This window comes from Nocardiopsis synnemataformans, from assembly GCF_965343085.1.
Lineage (GTDB): Bacteria > Actinomycetota > Actinomycetes > Streptosporangiales > Streptosporangiaceae > Nocardiopsis > Nocardiopsis alborubida.
This window is the reverse complement of record NZ_CBDRFA010000035.1, coordinates 23207-39797: the sequence shown is the minus strand read 5'-3', so window position 1 is coordinate 39797 and position 16591 is coordinate 23207. Positions and strand designations below refer to the sequence as shown.

General features: G+C 70.6%; 29 protein-coding genes. 23 read left to right on the top strand and 6 right to left on the bottom strand.

All coding sequences use genetic code 11. From position 1 onward, the window contains the following. Window positions 1-11 precede the first annotated feature (11 nt). From ACSIH6_RS20580 to ACSIH6_RS20490, 19 genes are all read left to right on the top strand, one after another. Window positions 12-1028 carry a major capsid protein gene (locus tag ACSIH6_RS20580; protein WP_435109929.1) on the top strand — a complete coding sequence of 339 codons (1017 nt, stop codon included), beginning with the start codon at window positions 12-14 and terminating at the stop codon, window positions 1026-1028. Between the two features lie 12 nt (window positions 1029-1040). Beyond that, entirely contained in the window at window positions 1041-1370 is a 330-nt protein-coding gene (locus ACSIH6_RS20575; RefSeq protein WP_435109928.1) for a hypothetical protein, read from the top strand. Further along, window positions 1370-1573: a hypothetical protein gene (locus tag ACSIH6_RS20570; protein ID WP_435109927.1), complete on the top strand. Its 204-nt coding sequence runs from the start codon at window positions 1370-1372 to the stop codon at window positions 1571-1573. Before ACSIH6_RS20575 ends, ACSIH6_RS20570 begins: the two co-directional genes overlap by 1 nt. A 3-nt stretch (window positions 1574-1576) precedes the next feature. Continuing rightward, entirely contained in the window at window positions 1577-2011 is a 435-nt protein-coding gene (locus ACSIH6_RS20565; RefSeq protein ID WP_435109926.1) for a hypothetical protein, read from the top strand. Next, window positions 2011-2346: a hypothetical protein gene (locus ACSIH6_RS20560; RefSeq protein WP_435109925.1), complete on the top strand. Its 336-nt coding sequence runs from the start codon at window positions 2011-2013 to the stop codon at window positions 2344-2346. The genes ACSIH6_RS20565 and ACSIH6_RS20560 overlap by 1 nt, the downstream gene beginning before the upstream one ends. Beyond that, complete coding sequence (locus ACSIH6_RS20555) at window positions 2343-2684, top strand: hypothetical protein (RefSeq protein WP_435109924.1); 342 nt, start codon at window positions 2343-2345, stop codon at window positions 2682-2684. The genes ACSIH6_RS20560 and ACSIH6_RS20555 overlap by 4 nt, the downstream gene beginning before the upstream one ends. Then, entirely contained in the window at window positions 2681-3109 is a 429-nt protein-coding gene (locus ACSIH6_RS20550; protein WP_435109923.1) for a minor capsid protein, read from the top strand. The genes ACSIH6_RS20555 and ACSIH6_RS20550 overlap by 4 nt, the downstream gene beginning before the upstream one ends. Before the next feature lie 67 nt (window positions 3110-3176). Beyond that, on the top strand, window positions 3177-3641 hold the full coding sequence (locus ACSIH6_RS20545; protein ID WP_435109922.1) for a phage tail tube protein: 465 nt from the start codon (window positions 3177-3179) through the stop codon (window positions 3639-3641). After that, the gene (locus tag ACSIH6_RS20540; protein WP_435109921.1) at window positions 3641-4183 is read left to right on the top strand and encodes a hypothetical protein; all 543 of its coding nucleotides are present in this window, start codon (window positions 3641-3643) and stop codon (window positions 4181-4183) included. Before ACSIH6_RS20545 ends, ACSIH6_RS20540 begins: the two co-directional genes overlap by 1 nt. 11 nt (window positions 4184-4194) lie before the next feature. Then, window positions 4195-4317 (top strand): hypothetical protein, encoded by a 123-nt coding sequence (locus ACSIH6_RS20535; protein WP_435109920.1) that lies wholly within the window; start codon window positions 4195-4197, stop codon window positions 4315-4317. Between the two features lie 60 nt (window positions 4318-4377). Next, a complete protein-coding gene (locus ACSIH6_RS20530; RefSeq protein ID WP_435109919.1) occupies window positions 4378-6657 on the top strand; it encodes a phage tail protein in 2280 nt (759 codons plus the stop codon). Continuing rightward, on the top strand, window positions 6657-7448 hold the full coding sequence (locus ACSIH6_RS20525) for a hypothetical protein (protein ID WP_435109918.1): 792 nt from the start codon (window positions 6657-6659) through the stop codon (window positions 7446-7448). Before ACSIH6_RS20530 ends, ACSIH6_RS20525 begins: the two co-directional genes overlap by 1 nt. A 12-nt stretch (window positions 7449-7460) precedes the next feature. Next, window positions 7461-8687, top strand: a complete 1227-nt coding sequence (locus tag ACSIH6_RS20520) for a hypothetical protein (protein ID WP_435109917.1) — start codon at window positions 7461-7463, stop codon at window positions 8685-8687. Between the two features lie 3 nt (window positions 8688-8690). Then, entirely contained in the window at window positions 8691-8960 is a 270-nt protein-coding gene (locus ACSIH6_RS20515; RefSeq protein ID WP_435109916.1) for a hypothetical protein, read from the top strand. Window positions 8961-9013: 53 nt separating this feature from the next. Then, window positions 9014-9916, top strand: coding sequence for a peptidoglycan recognition protein family protein (locus ACSIH6_RS20510; protein ID WP_435109915.1), 903 nt, complete (start codon window positions 9014-9016; stop codon window positions 9914-9916). 41 nt (window positions 9917-9957) lie between these two features. Next, entirely contained in the window at window positions 9958-10137 is a 180-nt protein-coding gene (locus tag ACSIH6_RS20505) for a hypothetical protein (protein ID WP_435109914.1), read from the top strand. 2 nt (window positions 10138-10139) lie between these two features. Continuing rightward, on the top strand, window positions 10140-10496 hold the full coding sequence (locus ACSIH6_RS20500) for a phage tail fiber protein (protein WP_435109913.1): 357 nt from the start codon (window positions 10140-10142) through the stop codon (window positions 10494-10496). Between the two features lie 13 nt (window positions 10497-10509). Next, entirely contained in the window at window positions 10510-11904 is a 1395-nt protein-coding gene (locus tag ACSIH6_RS20495) for a peptidoglycan-binding domain-containing protein (protein ID WP_435109912.1), read from the top strand. A gap of 1 nt (window position 11905) precedes the next feature. Then, window positions 11906-12250, top strand: a complete 345-nt coding sequence (locus ACSIH6_RS20490; protein WP_435109911.1) for a hypothetical protein — start codon at window positions 11906-11908, stop codon at window positions 12248-12250. Window positions 12251-12323: 73 nt separating this feature from the next. Here the strand turns inward: ACSIH6_RS20490 and ACSIH6_RS20485 are convergent, their stop codons facing one another. Both ACSIH6_RS20485 and ACSIH6_RS20480 read right to left on the bottom strand, forming a co-directional pair. Then, a complete protein-coding gene (locus tag ACSIH6_RS20485; RefSeq protein ID WP_435109910.1) occupies window positions 12324-12569 on the bottom strand; it encodes a hypothetical protein in 246 nt (81 codons plus the stop codon). 52 nt (window positions 12570-12621) lie between these two features. Then, entirely contained in the window at window positions 12622-12798 is a 177-nt protein-coding gene (locus ACSIH6_RS20480; RefSeq protein WP_435109909.1) for a hypothetical protein, read from the bottom strand. A 384-nt stretch (window positions 12799-13182) separates the two neighbouring features. Here ACSIH6_RS20480 and ACSIH6_RS20475 point away from each other — a divergent pair, with 384 nt between their 5' ends. Further along, entirely contained in the window at window positions 13183-13485 is a 303-nt protein-coding gene (locus tag ACSIH6_RS20475; protein ID WP_435109908.1) for a hypothetical protein, read from the top strand. A 141-nt stretch (window positions 13486-13626) separates the two neighbouring features. On the opposite strand, the gene ACSIH6_RS20470 is transcribed toward ACSIH6_RS20475, so the two are convergent. From ACSIH6_RS20470 to ACSIH6_RS20460, 3 genes are read right to left on the bottom strand one after another with little or no spacing between them, the layout of a single operon-like run. Beyond that, window positions 13627-13968 carry a hypothetical protein gene (locus ACSIH6_RS20470; RefSeq protein WP_435109907.1) on the bottom strand — a complete coding sequence of 114 codons (342 nt, stop codon included), beginning with the start codon at window positions 13966-13968 and terminating at the stop codon, window positions 13627-13629. Further along, window positions 13965-14237: a hypothetical protein gene (locus tag ACSIH6_RS20465; RefSeq protein ID WP_435109906.1), complete on the bottom strand. Its 273-nt coding sequence runs from the start codon at window positions 14235-14237 to the stop codon at window positions 13965-13967. The genes ACSIH6_RS20470 and ACSIH6_RS20465 overlap by 4 nt, the downstream gene beginning before the upstream one ends. After that, the gene (locus ACSIH6_RS20460) at window positions 14234-14584 is read right to left on the bottom strand and encodes a hypothetical protein (protein ID WP_435109905.1); all 351 of its coding nucleotides are present in this window, start codon (window positions 14582-14584) and stop codon (window positions 14234-14236) included. The genes ACSIH6_RS20465 and ACSIH6_RS20460 overlap by 4 nt, the downstream gene beginning before the upstream one ends. Window positions 14585-14875: 291 nt before the next feature. Here ACSIH6_RS20460 and ACSIH6_RS20455 point away from each other — a divergent pair, with 291 nt between their 5' ends. The 3 genes from ACSIH6_RS20455 to ACSIH6_RS20445 are packed head-to-tail and all read left to right on the top strand — an operon-like array spanning window position 14876 to window position 15851. After that, window positions 14876-15475, top strand: a complete 600-nt coding sequence (locus tag ACSIH6_RS20455) for a DUF5753 domain-containing protein (RefSeq protein WP_435109971.1) — start codon at window positions 14876-14878, stop codon at window positions 15473-15475. Then, window positions 15409-15657 carry a Scr1 family TA system antitoxin-like transcriptional regulator gene (locus tag ACSIH6_RS20450; RefSeq protein ID WP_435109904.1) on the top strand — a complete coding sequence of 83 codons (249 nt, stop codon included), beginning with the start codon at window positions 15409-15411 and terminating at the stop codon, window positions 15655-15657. The genes ACSIH6_RS20455 and ACSIH6_RS20450 overlap by 67 nt, the downstream gene beginning before the upstream one ends. A 5-nt stretch (window positions 15658-15662) precedes the next feature. Next, window positions 15663-15851, top strand: a complete 189-nt coding sequence (locus tag ACSIH6_RS20445; RefSeq protein WP_435109903.1) for a DUF397 domain-containing protein — start codon at window positions 15663-15665, stop codon at window positions 15849-15851. Between the two features lie 124 nt (window positions 15852-15975). On the opposite strand, the gene ACSIH6_RS20440 is transcribed toward ACSIH6_RS20445, so the two are convergent. Beyond that, window positions 15976-16569, bottom strand: coding sequence for a DUF4352 domain-containing protein (locus ACSIH6_RS20440; RefSeq protein ID WP_435109902.1), 594 nt, complete (start codon window positions 16567-16569; stop codon window positions 15976-15978). Window positions 16570-16591: the final 22 nt, after the last annotated feature.

Sequence of the window (16591 nt, the reverse complement as noted above, 5' to 3'; positions counted from 1 at the left end):
AGGCATAGCCCATGGCCGTCACCCTCGACGAAGCCAAGAACAACGCCCAGGAAGACCTGGACACGACCGTGATCGACGAGTTCCGCAAGGGCTCCGTCATCCTGGACACGCTCATCTTCGACGACGCCGTCAACCCCTCCGGGGGCGGCGCCACCCTGGAGTACGCCTACCGGCGACTCGTCTCCCAGCCGACCGCGGCGTTCCGCGCGTACAACACCGAGTACACCCCGCAGAACGTCACGACCCAGAAGTACAGCACCGAACTCGTGCCTCTGGGTGGCGCGTTCGAGGTCGACCGGGTGCTCGCCCGCGTGGGCGCCGCCGCGTCCGGCGCCGTGTCCCTGAACATGGCCCAGAAGATCAAGGCCGCGCAGACCCGATTCCAGGACGCCGTGATCAACGGCGACACCGCGGGCGGCGGCGCCGACGACGCCCAGGGCTTCGACGGCCTGGACAAGGCGCTCGTGGGGAGTTCGACCGAATACCAGGTCGGCGCGGTCACCGACTGGACCGACCTGGACACCGACACCCGCGCCGCCCACAAGGCCCTCGACGCGCTCGACGAGTTCTTCGACCTGCTCGACGGCACCCCGACCATCGTGCTGGGCAACACGAAGGCCATCGCGAAGTTCCGCGCGATCGTCCGCCGGTCCGGCCAGTACGTCAAGGACCCCGTCGAGGACCTCATCGGCCAGAACGGCCGCCCGATCATGCGCGAGTCCTACGGCGGCACCACCTTCGCCAACCCCGGGGAACGCGCGGGCAGCACCACCGCCATCATCCCGATCGAGGGCCGCACCATCGGCGGCATCGCCGAGACCGGCCTCACCGACCTCTACGCCTACCGCGTCGGGATCGACGGTTTCCACGGCGTGACCACGACCGACGGACAGCTCGTGCGGACCTGGCTCCCGGACTTCTCCAGCGCGGGCGCCGTGAAGAAGGGCGAGGTCGAACTCGGCCCGGTGTCCGTGGCGCTCAAGGCCACCAAGGCGGCCGCCGTGTGGCGCAACATCAAGGTCCAGTAGGAGAACCTCACCATGCGAACCATGTACCGCATCACCGCCGGTCAGCCCTTCATGGGCAAGATCGGGCCCGTGCCGTTCATCGACGGCCGGACGGAGACCGACCACGAGGGCGTCGTCGCGTACTGCCGCCGCCACGGGTACACCGTGGAGGCCATCGAGCAGGAGGACGACGGCAGCGGCCAGGGCGACGAGGAGGTCCCCGCACGCCCGGTCAAGTCCGCGTCCAAGGAGGCGTGGAAGGCCTACGCCATCGGCCAGGGCATGTCCGAGGAGGACGCCGACGCGGCCACCCGCGACGCCCTGGTCGAGCGCTACGCGCCCAAGGACGGGGGCGACGCCTGATGCCGCTGTACGAGCACCGCAAGGGCGGGCGCGCCGTCGAGCGCGTGCAGACCGTCCGGGGGTCCTTCGAGGACACCCGCCTCGGTCTCCTGCACCAGGACCGCGAGGAGCACAAGCGGGCGGACGGCTGGCACCTGGTCGAGGCCCCGCCCGCCACGGCCCCGGCCGACGACAAGCCCAAGGGCGACAACGGCGGGGGGTGAGCCGTGGCCAACTACGCCACCCCGGAGGAACTGGAGGCGTTCCTCGGGCACACCCCGGACGGCGCGGAGCGGATGCTCACCCGGGCCACCCGGCGCATCCGCTCCGCACTCCTCTCCGCCATCTACGACCCCACCAACCCCGACACCGCCGCGGCCCTCCGCGAGGCGACGCTGGAGCTGTGCGCCTGGTGGGACGACAACGGCATGAACGGCGGGGAGCAGGAGGGCGACCTCGGTGACCCGCGCTCGTGGACGTCGGTGACCGCCGGGTCCATCTCCCTGGGGGGCCGTGGCGGGGGGTCCGCGTCGAGCGGGTCCTCCTCCGCGTCCGCGCGCGCCGCGGCTCGCGCAGGCCTTCCGGAGCAGGCGTACCTGACCCTCCAGCAGGCCGGTCTGACGGGGCACGCTCCGCGCACTGGCCCTGTGGGGTGGTGCTGATGCCCGGCACGATCCCCGGGGCGCTGCTCCGCAAGATGGGGTGGGACATCACCGTCGAGCCTCACCTCGGGTCGGGCGCGCACGGGTCCGTGTACGGGGCACCGGTCACCGTCCGGGCCCTGATGGACGCGAAGCGCCGCAGGATCCGCGACACGGAGGGCGACGAGGTCATCAGCGAGACCACCTTGCGGGTGCGCCTCGACGTCGCCCAGCACTTCGCCACGGGCAGCCGTGTCACGCTCCCCGACGGCACCATGCCGACCGTGATCCGCGCCGACCGGCACGACGGCCGCCAGATGCCCGTCCCGTCCCACCTGGAGGTGTCCCTCACATGAGCAACGTGTCCGTGAAGTTCGACGCGGCCCGTGCCATCGCGGCCGGGCGCGCGGGCGCCGAGAAGGGCCTCGGCCAGGCGATGGAGCACCTGCTCGGGGAGTCCCGGAAGCAGGTCCCCCACGAGGAGGGCGTCTTGGAGCGCTCCGGGACGGCCGTGGTCGAGGGCCTGGAGGGCGCCGTGTACTACGACACGGTCTATGCCCGCCGCCAGCACGAGGAGACCACCTGGAGGCACGACCCGGGGCGGAAGGCCAAGTACCTTGAGGACCCGGCGCAAGCTGAGTCCGACACCATGCTGGGCCTGGTGGCCGCGCAGGTGCGGAGGGCGCTCCGGTGACCCTCACAGAGGAGATCTGCCTCCTCCTGCACGAACTGGGTGTCGGTGTCTACGACCCCACCGGGCCCGGCGGCACCATCTACGGCACGACCCTGCCGGACGCCCCCGACACCGCGTTGGCCGTGGCCCTGTACGGCACCGGCGCCGACGCATCCGCCGCAGAGCCCATCGACGCGGTGCGAATCCAGCTCCGCGCGCGGGGCACGCGGGAGGACTCCCGCACCGGGGAGGCGCTGGCGCAGGCGGCCTACGACGCGCTCAACGGCCTCGGATACCGGCCGCTCCCGGGCGGGACGTGGCTCCAGCTCGCGTATGCGCACGGGGGTGGTCCCGGCTACATCGGCCGCGACCAGACCGGCCGCCACGAGTGGACGGCCAACCTGACCATGGAACTGGGACGCCCGACCGCCAACCGGCGCTTCTGACCCCACCACCACACCAACCCCGGCCCGCCCGTGTGCGGGCCTTCGTCATGCAAGGGAGGTCCGCGCCATGGCCATGCACCAGGTGAACGCGCGGGACATCATCATCCAGGCGTCCGACGGCGCCCCCACCACCCCGACGTGGGTAGAGGTCGGCGGGCTGCTCACGGCCACGATCAACACCTCGGAGAACGAGGAGGTCGCGGACACGACCACGATGGACTCGAACGGCTACTACTCGCAGGACCGGATGCAGACCGGCGCCACGCTCACGATGGAGGGCCGCCTCCTCAAGGACAGCGAGACCGGGGAACTCGACCCCGGCCAGGCGCAAATCACCACCAACGCGGGCGGCGACAAGCTCGGGGTGAACTCGCACGCCATGTACCGGTTCAGGTACCCCATGGACGACCAGTGGACCGTCTGGGACGCCACCACCAGCCGCGGCGAGTCCGGCGGCGGCCACAACGAGAAGGTCAGCTTCAACGCCGTGCTCACCCGCAGCGGCCCGAGCACGACGGAGGCCGTCGCCTGATGGACGTCAACGAGTCCCTGGAGCGCGCCGCCCAGCTCCGCGCCGAAGCCGACGAGGCAGAACGCGCCGCCGCGGCCGCCACGGAGACCCAGTCGTTCGACGACTTCTGGGTCGGCGTCGAGGACGCCCCGGAAACCGAGGTCATCCGCGGAGTCACAGTGCGCGTGCCGTCTCCTTCCACGGTGACCCTGCGCACCCAGACCCGGCTGCGCAAGCTCGACTTGGCCGAAGTGTCTGACGCCCAGCTGGAGGAGGCCATCGATGACCTTTTCGGCGACGGCGCGTACCAGCGGTGGCACGACGGTGGCATGTCCATCCGCCAGCTGGGTGTGGTCATGGCGTGGGGGCTGTCCAGCGCGGGCGGCAACCGCATCACCTGGGCGGAGGCCTACAAGGCGGTCGCGGAGGGAAAAGCGCCGGGGCGGCTGGTGAAGGAGCGGGCGCTGGCCGCGAAGACGGGCGGCTCGACGCCTGCATCCGCCGGTACTGGTGGGCGCTCGAAGGGTGGGCGCTCGCGCAAGGGATCCAAGCGCAAGCGCTGAGCGACATGTCCGTGCGCGCCTTCACGTCCTTCGTGCTGGCCATGCCGCGCGACACGGTGTTCTGGCGCCTGGTCGAGCGTGAGCCGACCCGCGTCGAGGGCGCCGCGGCCCGCGACGTACTCCGCGACCTATGAGCCCGCGCGCGCACGCGCGCGCGAGGCACCACACATGACCTGAGGGGGGTGAACCCCCCGATGGCTATGAATGTCGGCGAGCTGGTGGCAACGCTCGATGTCGACGACCGGGGGTACAGCCGCGGCCTGGTGACCGCGGCCGCCGAAGCCAAGACCGCCGCCACACTCATCGAGCGCAATCTCGACGTCGACGGCAAGACCATCGGCACCCGCACCGGCGCCGAGATCACGACCGCGCTCAAGACCACCTTGGCCACGACCCGCGTCCTCGGGGAGGGGGCCGGGCGGGACGCCGGGGACGGCATCACGACCACCGTCGTCCGCTCCCTCCAGCAGGCCAAGCCCGCCATGGGCGCCGCTGGGGAGGACGCGGGGGAGGCGGTCGGGGACGGCATCACCCGCGGCGCTGACGACAGCCTCCGCAGCAGCCGCACGACGTTCGTGCGGAGCGGTGAGGACGCCGGGGGCGGCTTCGAGACCGGCATCCTCGGGTCCTTCAAGAAGGCGCTCCCGGGCATCGGCTCGGGTGGTGGCGGGCTCGGGTCCGCTGGCGCGGGCGGCGTCATGAAGGGCCTCGCGCCCCTGCTCACGAACGTCTTCGTCCTGGTCGGCGTGGCCGCCCTCGCCCTGTGGGCGCTACCCGCCATCGGCGCCACGGTCGGTGTCGCCCTGGCGCTGGCCTTCGGGGGCGGGATCGCTGGTGTCGGTCTCGCCGCGGCCGCCCAGGCGGACGAGGTCAAGGATGCTTTCTCGGAGCTGCGCGACAGCGTGGTGTCCGACCTCAAGCGGATGGCGCAGCCGCTGGAGCAGACGCTCGTGGACGTCGCCGGGGACCTCGGGTCCCTTTTCGACAGCCTTTCCCCGCACCTCGAATCCGCTTTCGAGGACATGGCGCCGGTCCTCTCCAGATTCTCCGAGGACCTTTTCGGGGCCTTCGAGGGGCTCGGGCCCGTAATCGACGACGCCAGCGGAGCATTCGAGGGCCTCCTCGACGCCTTAGGCCCCGACCTGGAAGACGCCCTTGGCGGAATTTGGGATGCCCTCTCAGGTCTTTTCGAGACCATCGAGGAAAACCCAGACGTTTTCGCCGGTATTATCACGGGCGCCCTGAATTTGGTCGCGGGCATTATTACGCTCGTGGACTGGCTCAGCCAGGCTTACGTGTGGATTAATGAGCACGTGCCCGGCGGGCTGCTGGGTCTGCTTTCTCCGCTGGTCCTGATCACGGAGGCTTTCCGGGGCGCTGGCGAAAAGGGCGGCGAATTTTCCGACTCCATGTCGCGGATGGGCGAGGCCCTGTCCGAGGCGTGGGAGCACATCCGCTCCGGCGCGGAGGACCTGTGGGAGGCCATCAGCCCGATCCTGGAGGATCTCTGGGAGGCCCTGGCATCCTCCGATGTGCTGGAGACAGTGCAAGAGTGGTGGGGTCAGCTCGCTGAGATCCTCGAAGTCGGCGGGGAACTCCTCGGTGAGCTTATGTCTGCAGCCGCCGAAGCTATCACCTGGATTTGGGAGAATTTCGGTGAGGAAATCATCGAATTTTTCGGCGGCCTGTGGACGATCCTAGAGGGAATGGTCGAGGGTGGGCTTGAGTCCATCGAGGGCATCATCGAGACCATCCTGGGGATCATCACTGGCGACTGGGAGCGCGCCTGGGAGGGGATCAAAAAGATTGGTTCCGGCATTTGGACAGCGCTGACGGGTATTGTCCTCGGAGCGATCGAAACAATTTGGGCTGGGCTGAAGGCGACGCTTAAGCTCATCGGGTTGGTTTTCTCGAATGCGTGGGAAGGTCTGAAGCGGAATGCTTCGGCCGCTTGGAATACCATTAAGTCCACGATTACGAATTTGTGGAATGCGACGCTCAGTACCATTCGCGGGAAACTTTCGCAGTGGGCGTCGATCGGAGCGGGGATCGTGTCGGGGATCGTGTCCGGCGTCTACGGCGCGGCCGGGCAGCTGTACAGCACCCTCCGTGGCATCGCGGCGGGCGCGCTGCAAGCCGCAAAGGACGCACTGGGCATCAACAGCCCGTCGAAGGCCATGCGTGACCAGGTTGGCAGGTGGATCCCCGAGGGGATCTCGGCCGGGCTCGACCTCGGCCAGAGCAGGCTCGACCGGCGCGTCCGGAAGATGGCGGATTCCATGTCGCTCACCCTCGGGGCGGCTGCCCCGCTGGGTGCTGGCGCGGATCCGCGCCGTCCTGGTGACGGGCCCGGCGGCGGCGGGTACGCGGGCGCTGCGGTGCACATCGACCGCTTCGAGGCCACAGAGCGGATGAGCCCGCACGACGTCGGAGAGGCCCTGTGGGGCCTGGTCACCGCGCGGGGAGGTGTCTGATGCTGCCGACCACCCTGGAATGGCGGGGCCTGGAACTAGGCCCCGCCACCGCGTACCAGACCGTGCGCATCGACGGCTGGGAAGACCTCCCGCCCCTCGACTCGGGAGACGGACCCCGGCCTGGCCGCCACGGCGACCGGCCCGGGGTGCCCTACGCCCGCGCCCGCACCATCACCGTGACCGGGCGCATCCGCACCAGCCGGGACGCCGTCGCCGACCGGCTCCGCCAGCTCCGCCAGGCGTGCGCCGTGCCCGACGACGAGACCCTGCACCCGCTCACCATCACCGCCCTCGGGGAAACCCTCTCCGTGGACGCGCGGGTGTCGCAGCGCATCATCAGCGTCGACAAGCACGCCCGGCTCGGTCACATCCCCTACGTCCTCCAGTGGACGTGTCCGGACCCCATCCGCTACGACCCCGACCCCGTGCACGTGGTGGTGCCCGCCGGGCAGGAGCGCTACCTCCCCCAGAACGGCAGCACCAGCTCCCGCCCGACCTTGACGTTCTACGGGCCAGCGCAGGCCCCGCTGGAACTCACCCTGACCACACCCACCGGGCGCGTGTTCACCCTGGCCTGGACCGGGCGGCTGTCCACCAACGTGCTCGCCGAGTGGGACGTCCTGGTTGTGAACTGCTCCACAGGTGTCACCACGGGCGCCCTGGTGAACCTGGCCGGTCTGCCTCCGGAGGCGTTCGCGATCCCGCCCGGGGTGTCCACGGTCGCGCTGTCCGCGCCCGGTGCGGGCCCGAACACGCGGGTGCACATCTCCTACCGGCACGCCTACCTGTAGAGAGGAGGCGCTGTGCCTGCGTGGCGGTACGCCATCCACGACCTGATCACCGACACCCACATCACCGACCTGCCCTTGAAGAACGTCAGCTTCGACCGGCGCCTGTGCCAGCCCGGAGCGTTCTCCGCGACCCTGCCCATCACCAACGCCCGGGTCGCGGCAGCCGCCCGCGAGGTGCTGCCCATGGACCCCGGAGACCTGTCCCGAGGGCCGGGGCGCATGGTCGTGCACGTCTGGAGGAACGACCGGGACCTCGGGCAGTTCATCATCTGGTCAGCGACCATCAACAACAGCAGCGGCCGCACCACCGTCCAGCTGTCCGGGGCGTCGCTGGAGTCGTGGCTGCACCACCGCATCATCCGCCACGACCTCACCTATGTGGGTTGGGACCAGGTCGACCTTGCCCGCGACCTGGTGTACCAGGCACAGCACCCGCCCGGCGGCGGCACCGGGTACGACATCGGCCTGACCTACGGCGGCAACCAGGCGTCCTCCCGGACCCGGGACCGTACCTATCTGGCGTCGGAGACCGCGTCCTACGGGCAGCGCCTGGAGGAGCTTTCCCAGGTCGACCACGGCATTGAGTGGCTCATCGTGGGCCGCGAGTTCCAGGCCCTCACCCGAGCCACCGGAAGCTTCGGCTCCTACTACGAGGCCACCTACCCGGGCACCATCACCGACTGGTCATACCTGATGGACGCAGCCGAAACCGGCACGTCCTGGCAGACGCGCGGGGCCCGCGACGACACCACCGACGAGGCGTTCCTGTCGGCCGTCACCACGTCCACCGACCACACCTCCGCCGGATGGCCCGTCCTGGACCAGTCCATCGACTACCAGGGCGTCGTGCTCACCTCCACCCTGGATGCCTACGCCACCTGGTGGAGGACGCACAGGTCCGGGATCTCCCGCATCCTCCAAGTGACCGTGGCCAGCACCGACGACAATCTCGGGGTGCCACCCGAACGGCTGGGCTCCGACGTGATGCTGTCGATCACGGACCTGATGTGGCCGCCCGGGGCGGACGGGCGGCCGACGCTGCTGGGGTCCCGCCGGGTGGTGGGTGTGGAGCTGTCCCCGCACGACCGGGGCGGCCCCGACCGGCTCCGCTACATCTTCGAGGAACCGGCCGACAACCCCCGCGAGGGGATTCCCCAGTTCCCCCCGGATTGGGGGCGGCACATGAGCGGGGTGTCGGCCCGGATCCATGACGCGTACACAGCAGCGACGAACAGGTAACCCATGACCACACAGCCCACGCCGCCGCCCCTGCCCCCGGACCCTTTCTCGGGGGTGATCACCGCCCGCGACGTGTACGACGTCGTCCGCGAAACACAGGGCGACGTGCGCCGCAGCCTGGATCGGCTGACCACCGTGGAGAACGCCCAGGCCGACCACGAGACGCGCCTGCGGGCGCTGGAGCGGTGGCGGTGGGGCACCGGGGCGGCGCTCGCCCTGGCGCTGCTGGCCATCGCGGGCGGCGACGCGCCGCTGTCGTCTCTGGTCCCCTGACCCACCCCGGGCCCGTCTTGATGGCGGGCCCTTCGTCATGTCTGGAGGCATGCATGCCCCGACCATCCCGCTACGTCTCCCGAGCCGATCTCGGCTGGGGAACCTCGCCCGCGACCCGGGCCAACCCCCGATCCGGACTCGTCATCCACTACGACAGCGCCAACCAGGGACTGGCCGCGAAGAACCACTCGGCGTGCATCCAGTACTGGCGCGACACCCGTTCCTTCCACACCGGGCCGTCCCGCGGCTGGGCGGACATCGGGTACTCGTTCATGGCCTGCGCGCACGGCTACGTCCTGGAGGGCCGCGGGCTCTACCGAACCCAGGCCGCGCAGCCGGGCGGCAACACCTCCCACTACTCGTGCACGCTGGCCACCGGCCCCGACGATGAGATCACCCCGGAGCAGATCAACGCGGTGCGCGCGCTCCGGCAGTGGCTGATGGAACCGGACACGTCGATCGCCGGGGCGGTGCTCGGACACCGCGACTTCATTGCCACCTCGTGCCCCGGCGACCGGGCGTATGACCTCGTCCGCGACGGCACGTTCACCCAGCCCCCCGGGGCCCCCACCAACACCACGGAGGACACCATGCCCGCCTACTTCGGGCTCAAGAAGGGCGACTCGGGAGAGCTCGTGAAGCTGCTCCAGCTCCGCATCAAGCGCGCCGGATTCAGCGCCGCGATGGTCTACCCCGGCGGCCCCTCGGACGGCGTGGACAGCGATTACGGCGACGGCACTGCCGAGGGTGTGCGGCTGTGCCGCGAGTACGTGGGCTCCGCTGCGGAAGCCCACTTCGGCGACCTCATGACCGCCTACGCCTGCGACCAGGTCGAGGCGGCCGTCACCAAGCGGGCCCTGGAGAAGGCCCTGGCCGGTCTGTCCTCGGGCGGCACCGGCGGGGCTCTGCCCGCGACGGCGGAGATCAGCGGCACCGTGAACCTCCGGGGGGCCTGATGCACGCCTCCCCCAGCTCCGGCCGGAGCCTCATCCCGGAGATGAAGGTGTCTGTCGGTGCCGCCTCCGGCGCGGCCGTGACCGTCCTCGTGTTCATCGTCAACGCCTTCGGCTACGACCTGCCTGACACCGTCGCCACGGCCACCGTGACCCTGGCCGCGTTCGTCGCCGCCTGGCTCACGCCGCACACCCGGCGGCCCGACCTCGGAGAGGAGGCCTAGCCGTGGCGTTTCATGTCGTCGCCCTCGACAGGACCCTCGAAGGGCTCGTGTCCGGGGCGGTCAGCGCGTCCCTGCACACCACGGACGGCGGCACCACCGGTGCCGACGAGATCACCGGCGGAACCTACGCCCGCCAGGCCGTCACGTGGGACCCCGCCAGCGGAGGTCAGATCGACGCTGGCGGCCAGTTCACGTTCGACGTGCCCGGCGGGTACACGGTGACGCACCTGGGCCTGTGGGACTCCGGTGGTGTGTGGCAGGGCTCCATCAAGCTCAGCACGGAGGAGTCCTACGGGGCCGCGGGCACGTACACGGTCCTGCTGGTGCGTGTGACCCAGTCGGACGTCACCCCGGCGTAGGGAGGGGCACGCCGTGGCCATCACGGTCAACAACTCCCTGTCCGGCCCGTCCGGCACGCAGCCGTCCGCGTCCACGCTGGCGCGGACGGCGCGGGCCGGGGCCGTCGGCATCGTCGCCCCGGAGCGCTCCGCGTACTCCGCGGACCGCACCCTGTACGGGCTCACCAGCGTGCGCATCGACACCGGCCACCACCGCGCCAACTCGACGCCACGGCTGGAGGTCAGCCTCCCCGCGGCCCCGTGGCGGCTGCGCTGGTACGTGCACCTGCCGTCGCTCCGCGCCGTCAGCAGCGCGGAACGCCGGTGGGTCGCCCGCCTCGGCACCATGGGCCTCGTCTTGCACGAGACCGCCGACGGCAACATCGGCAGCCGCCTCCAGCCCGGCGGCCTAGCCGCAACCCCGGTCGCCCCCACCGCCACGGGCGGCTTCGCGGTCGCGTTCGGGCAGTGGATGCGCATCGAGGTGAGCAGCGACGGCGCAAACACCGTCGTCACCGTCGACCCCGAGCACGGGGGCGGCGGCCGCATCTTCACGTACACCGGCACCGCCCTCCCCGGCGGCATCACGGCGGAGGTGTCCGCGTACCGGTTCGAGTCCGGTGTCCTCCTCCAGCCCGGGGACACCGACGCGTCCACCGGCGGGCTGGTCACCCCACGCCAGGAACAGATCCTCATCTGGGACCCGGACGAACTGCCGGTCTTCGGCGCGGATGGCGACTACGGCGGGGAAATGTCCACGGCCGTCGCCAACTTCCAGACCGCCTACGGGCTGGTGCCCGTCGACGGCGAGATCGGCCCGGAGACAGGCGCGGCCATGGACCTGGTCGTCGCCGAGATCGAGGGCACCGCGCTCCCCCCGCCGACCTACGTCGCCCAGCTGGCCGCCGGGGACGGCACCACGCCGATAGGGGCGGCTGCTCCTCCTGGTGGTGACGCGGTCGCGTCGCTGGCCGCCCTGGTGGACGACATCCCCGGCCGGAAGGCTGCGACCGGCTCTGCGGTGGCGTCCCTCGGGGCGCTCGCCGGAGAGACCGGCGGCCGCGGCGGCAACGCCATCGCGGCCCTCGGGGCGGCCGGTGTCGTCGACGGCACGAAGGCCGTCGGGGGCTCCGTCGAGGGCCTCCTTGGGGCCGTCACGGACGCGTCCGGCACGAAGCACGCCTACGGCACCGCCGTGGCGTCCCTCGGGGTCGTGGCCACCGTCGAGGGCACCAAGCACACCGCGGGCTCTGCCGTCGCGGAGCTGGCGCTCAACACGCTCGCCACACAACTCATCGAGCCCGTCCCCCCGGTGCAGGCTGTGGCCCGCATCGTCAACCAACCCGAGGGAACAGCCCGCGCGTCGTCCCGCCCGGCGGGGGCCGCACACCCGACCAGCCGCATCGACGGCACTGCAACCAGGAGGTGACGTGGCGACACACCAGAGCCTGATCTTGTACGAGTGGAACGACGAGGAAGTCGAACTCCAGATCACCGACCCCGACAGCGGGTCCGCCTACGACCTGTCCGGCGCGGTCCTGGAGCTCATCCTCAAGGCCGACGTCGACCAGCTCGACACGGACCCGGGCACCGTCATCCTGTCCACGGAGACGGGGGAGATCACCATCCTCGACGCGGCCGCCGGGACCGCCCTGGCCATGATCAACAGGGGCTACCTCAGTGAGCCCGGGGATCTGGCGTGGCGGCTCGACGTCGTCCGCGCGGGCACCCGCCGCACGGCGATCTACGGCCCGCTGAGGGTCACCGACCTCTGACCCCACCCCTTCGACACCACGGCGCCCCCGTCCTCCTGCTGGAGGGCGGGGGCGCTTTCGTCGTGTCCGGGGCCTACCAGGGCACCCACCCGTCGAAGTACCACGTCGTCGGGCTCTCCCCAGGCCGGGGCTCGTACACCGCGCGCAGCTCCACACCCTCCGGCGCGGCCGGGGTCACCACCTCCGGCACCATGTAGTAGCCGCCCCACACGGTCGGATCCGCGGGCAGCTCCCCGGGCTCGTAGCTCATCTGCTCGCCGTCCATCGGGCCGCCCCAGAGCGTCACCAGCTCGCCCCGGGGCCACTTCGCGTCCGTCATGGGGGCATGCTCCCACCCGCGCGGGCGTGCCGTGGCCGGTGGCCGGATCCGGTCACGCTTCCTCGGGGCGGCCCCGCACCTTCGAGGTCCACACGTCGTCGAGGGCGCCGATGCCCTCCACGGTCTCGCAGAGCTCGCCGACCACGCGCGCCCGGACGTCCTCTCCGGGCGGGATGTCTCGGGTCTCCCTGTAGCGCCTCTCCTGTCCTGGTGTCATGCGGATGTCCATGACCAAAACCATGTGTCGCAAAGTATCCCCCCGGATGCTGTATGTGACGGTGAATGTGCGAAGGGGAGGCCACCGGCCCTAGATCCGGTGGCCTCCGCGCGGCCGGTACCCCTACCGGCCACGCACCGCCGCCTCCTCTCCCCCACGGAGCAGAGACGGGGCTGGAGCCCGCGAGCCCGGGACGGAACTCCGGGCGCGCGGGGGTCTAGCTACGCGGCCAGGGGTCCGCAGGGCCCAAGGCGTTGCCGCAATTCCAGCAGTGCGTATTTCCGTTCGAGTTCTCTGCACTGCACGAAGGACAGCCCTTCGAGTACACGATGAGCTGCGCAAACACCATTTTCAAAAGCTTTCTCATTGCGCTTTCCTTTCTGCTAGCGTCCAATTATGAGATCTGAAACTGTGCCCCCGTCACCGACTGAAGTGCTCGCGTCCTGGCTCCCCCACGACGCGCGCTGGCACGAGGCCGCCCGGTCCGCCGCGATCACGTCCACGGAGGCCGTTCGCCGGTACGCGACCGGACTCGTGGTCGACCACCGCGACGGCGACCGCCAGCTCGACACCGAGTACGACTTGCGCTCCATCGCGGCCGTGCGCGAGGACCTCGGCCACCGCACCCTCGACGACGTCAACTGGCGCGTCGTGCGCGACGCCCTCCTCGTCCCCCTGCGCGCCCGGGGACGCGTGTAGGGGCCCGTGCGCCCGGCAGGGACAGGGCCGGGCGCGCGGGGGCTCATCGGCGGTCCGGCGGGTACAGGTGCGGGCACCACTCCACGAACCCGCGGACCGGGCAGTGCATGATCATCCGCGTCCACACCAGCGACCACCACGTCATCCGACACCCCTCAGGGACGGCGGGCACAGCCCGGACCGCGACGCGATCGACGCCTCCAGTTGTTCGGGGGTCGGCTCGATGTGCGTCGCCCACGGCTTGGGGTTGTGCGCGAGCGCCACCCACATGTGGCCGGAGCGCCGGATGTCGTGCGTGTCGCCCCACCGCTCCTGGAGGCGCTCCAGGGCGACGTGCGCGGGTTCCCAGCGGCGGCCGTGGATGTCCTCGTGATCGCTGGCGTGTCCGGGGTCGCGGACGCAGAAGCGGGCCACCCCAGACGGGTCGCGGCTCTCGTCGTCACACCACTGAGAGCGGCGGGGTCGGGGGGTGCGGGGCCTCATCCGGTCACCGCCGCGTCCATGCCCCGCGCGGACCACCGGGCGTCGATCGGATAGTTGACCGGGTGCGCGGCAATGGCCTCGTCGGCCAGGTCCGTGGCCCGCGCGAGGTCGCCGGTGGCCAGCGCGTAGTCCAGAGCGGAGCGCGCGGCGGCGCCCCGGTCGCGGCACAGCTCAAGGTATGCGGGGCGCGCGGCGTCGGTGGCGGGGAAAGGAACGTCGATGGCGTCGCGGATGACCGCGAGCAGGTCGCCGGTCTGGGTGTCGATCATGCTGCGACCTCCGCGCGGTGACGTCCGGGGCTGCGCACCGGGCGCGGCTGGGAGATGTCGAGCAGGACGGCGACGCCGAGGCGGGTCCGGTCGGCGCGGAGGACGTCCACCGGCGCTGGAGCGGGAGCCTGCCACGGGAGCACGGGGCGTGGCGGGAGCGGCGGGGCCTCCACACCGGACGCCATCAGGGGCGTGATGAGCGGGATGGGGCCCGTCACGACGGAGGGGCGGGGCGCCAGCGGCCGGGCGGCGTACCGGCGGACCCGGTTGCCGCGCTGACGCGCGTGGTGAGCTGTCGCGCGGGCCACAAGCCACAGCGCGGACGCGATCAGGAACAGGTAGCGCACAGGGCGCCTCCTTCGTACAGGGTGCCGGATGGGAGGTCCGGCGGCTGTTCAGGTAGTGCCATGCTGCCTCAGTGCAACCAGGAATGCAATATTCACTTCTAAGTTGGTGAGACAATCCGCCATGAGTACATCGATCAGATGTGAATGGTGAGAAAAATGTCGCAGAAAACGCCCCGGCGCGTAGAATCACGGCCACCGACGACCCCGAGGAGCGACGAGTTGGCCGCCAGCCCCACCCTTCGCAGACGCCGCCTCGCGCGGGAACTGCTCCGCCTACGCGCGGCGAAGGGGATGACCGTTGACGCGGTCAGCAAGGAGGCGAAGCGGCGGGCCCCAGCTCAGAAGTGGTCGGCTGCGAAGGTCACCCGGATCGAAAACCGCAAGGTTCAGAAGATCCGTGAGGCCGACCTGCTCACTCTGCTGGGGATCTACGGCGTCACCGACGCTGGCGAACGCGCCTCCCTCGTGGCCTTGGCCGCCGAAGCCAGCCGCACCGGATGGTGGGTGGGATACCGCGACGAGTTCGGAGCCGCCGCCTACATCGACCTGGAGACCGAAGCGACAGAGCTGCGCAGCTACCAGCTCGGGTTCGTGCCCGGCCTACTCCAAACCCCCGGTTACGCACGCGCCGTCATCGAGGGAAGCGGCGTCACCGACCCAAGCGAAATCGACCGGAGGGTCGAAGCCCGGATGATGCGGCGGTCCCTGCTCGACAGGCCAGACGCACCCCGCCTGACTGCCGTCATCGACGAGGCCGCGCTCCGCAAAGTCGACGGCGACGTCCTGGACGAGCAGCTCCGGACCTGCTCAGGCCCCGCCCCACGGTGGATGTCCGTGTCATCCCTGACCAGGTCGGGCCACATGCGGCCCTGTCTGGGTCGTTCGTCGTGATGGTGTTCCCGCACGACCCGGCGCTGGTGTACCTGGAGCAGTCCATCAGCGGCCTGTTCCTGGAGGAAGAACCGGAGATCACGCACTACGACCGGGTGTTCTCTGCGGTGAGGAATGCCGCCCTGTCGCATGCTGAGACGGTGGCATTCTTGGAGAGCAAGCTGAGCACCGACCAGAAGTAGGACCCATGCCTGAGCGTTCCCGCCTCACCTTCCGTAAGTCCTCCTACTCCAGCGGCCGGGGACAGGATTGCGTCGAGGTCGCCGACACCGGCACCGGCGCGGCCGTGCGTGACACCAAGCACCGTGAGTTGGGGCATCTGGAGTTCCCTGGTGCCGAGTGGTCCGCGTTCCTGGATGTCGCCCGCGACTACTGATCCAGGCACAACGAAGGTCCCCAGCATCACGCTGGGGGCCTTCGTGCGCTGTACCTGAACAGCGTTCCCGCGCCGAGTCTACCGCCCGGCGCGGGTGCCCGACTAGGCCGAAAGGTCCGGTCTGCTACTGGACTTCGGCCACAACCGGGTCGCCCAGGCCCAGGATGTCACCCATCTCGACGCTGGCGACGTCGACCTCACCGACCACCGCGATCTGACCCTCCGCGCGCTGCCCCGGCTGGAGGGTGACCGCGTCGATGGCGTCGATGTCCGCGAACACCGTGTCGGCCCAGTCGGACACGACCGTGCCGTCCGCGAGGACCGCGGTGAAGTTGATGGGGTTCACATCGACGCTCTCGTCACTCTCGTTGACGACGACGATGTCGATCGCCGTGTACGTCGTGTCGTCGATCGTGTCACCCACCGTGCCCGCGTGGGTGGCGGTCATCGTGACCGCGGACTCCTCCGCGGCGGGCTCCTCCTCGGCCGCGGCCTCCTCCGGGGCGCCGCTCTCCGCCGCCGCCTCGGGGCTGGCAGCCGTGGTCGTGTCGGTGCTGGGCTCCGGGTCGCCCGCGAGGAGGCCGATGACGAGGAGGAAGACGAAGCCCAGGGCGAAGACGCCGAGGCAGCCGCCGCAGCCGATGCCGATCTTCGCGCCGGTGGACATGCCCCTCTTCGGGGGCGGGGGGACGGCCTGGCCGTAGGGTCCGTAGGACATGGGGGACTCCGAGTCTCGCAGA